Source organism: Ignavibacteria bacterium, assembly GCA_016873845.1.
In the GTDB taxonomy this organism is placed as follows: Bacteria; Bacteroidota; Ignavibacteria; order Ch128b; family Ch128b; genus JAHJVF01.
The window spans coordinates 1-1,629 of record VGVX01000160.1 but is presented as its reverse complement, the minus strand read 5'-3'; the positions used below and the strand labels follow the sequence as shown (position 1 = coordinate 1,629).

Annotated in this window: 2 protein-coding genes; both read left to right on the top strand. The window is 38.6% G+C overall.

Annotation, left to right across the window (positions count from 1 at the left end; genetic code table 11):
* Positions 1–447, top strand: a 447-nt coding sequence (locus FJ213_13535; GenBank protein MBM4177175.1) for an EamA/RhaT family transporter, incomplete at its 5' end; no start/stop codon positions are given.
* A 241-nt stretch (positions 448–688) separates the two neighbouring features.
* On the top strand, positions 689–1,629 hold a 941-nt coding region (locus FJ213_13530), incomplete at its 3' end, for a Zn-dependent hydrolase (GenBank protein MBM4177174.1).

The following is a 1,629-nucleotide window of genomic DNA, read 5'->3' as shown; positions in this document are numbered from 1 at the left end:
TTTTTCGTCGGAGAGATAACTCCCGCCCACTTCGAAGGAAATATAATTGCACTCCTTTCGGGAATTTGTTTTGCTGCATTTCTAATCGGTGTCAGAAAAAATTCATCTGAGTTTACTCTTCCATCAATATTTCTGGGGAATATTCTTGTCTCCCTAATTTGCTTGAATTCTGTTTTTCCGTCTTTCCTAATTTCAGCGAATGATTTTTTGATGGTTGCATTTCTTGGAATTTTTCAGATTGGACTTGCTTATGCACTGTTCAGTTACGCAATAAAGAGAATTGAAGGAATCGAAGCCGCACTCATTGCCATGCTCGAACCAATTCTTAATCCGATTTGGGTCTTACTAGGATACGGCGAAATACCATCTCTCTTTGCTGTTATAGGCGGCATAATAATTTTAACAACAATTGGCATTCGTGCTTTTGTTATTGAAACTAAACCATGATTTTTTATGTTAGCTAACTGAAATTACGCAAAATGACAAATAGCACACTGATGACACAGATACTACTGATTTTCACAGACCCGCCTGCCTCATAGCTATTTACTTAGCGGGCAGGTTTAAATCAGCGAAAATCAGTCAAAATCAGCGTTATCTGTGTTCTATTTCTTATTGATACTTATATAAAATCGGATAAAAAGAACGGATGCGTAACTTCAGTTAGCTAATAAAATATAATTAACAAATGAAAATCAACCGCAGAAAATTTATTACTCTCGGATTGCTCGGAGGAGCTTTTGCATTACTGAAAGGATTCGGTAATAATTTATTTGCTAAAAATCTTTCAGCAGATGGACCGACACAACCGCCTATCAAACCCTCTCCAATGAATTGGAATGATGAAGAAGTTTCGCTTTGCTGGATTGGACATTCTTCTTTCTTAATAAATTTTTACGGGACGATTTTGCTTACCGATCCTGTCCTATCAAATAGAATTGGCGTTTATTTTCTTGGAACAAACTGGGGACCGCAAAGATTTGTCAAGCCAGCTTTAACAATCGATGAAATTCCAAAACCAGATTTCATTCTCCTTTCGCACGCTCACCTTGATCATATGGATTATCCAACTCTAAAAGCATTTGCGCAGAAGTATCCAGCAAAGATCGATGTAATGACTTCATTCGCAACAAAGGATGTGATAGAAGACTTAAACTGGAAATCAGTCAATGAAATCGATTGGAACGAAAGTACAGAACTGCACGGGGTAAAAATCGAAGCGGTTAAAGTAAAACATTTCGGATGGCGGTATCCTTGGGAGAAAGACCGTTCGAAAGGCAATCCAAATGGAAGAAGCTACAACTCTTACATACTTGAAAAGAATGGGAAGAAAATTCTTTTTGCCGGCGACACAGCATTCACCGAATTATATAAACCGTATAATAATGATGGAATTGATATTGCAATGATGCCAATTGGCGCTTACAATCCATGGCGGTACACTCACTGCACACCGGAAGAAGCTTTGAAAATGGCTCACGATATGAACTCAAAATATTTTATCCCAATGCACACGAGGACATTCCCCCAAGGACGTGAGCCATACGAAGAAGCAATCGACTGGATGAAAAACTCTGCCGAAAAGTACAAACCGCAAATCGGTCTTACCGAAATTGGCGAAACGTTTGT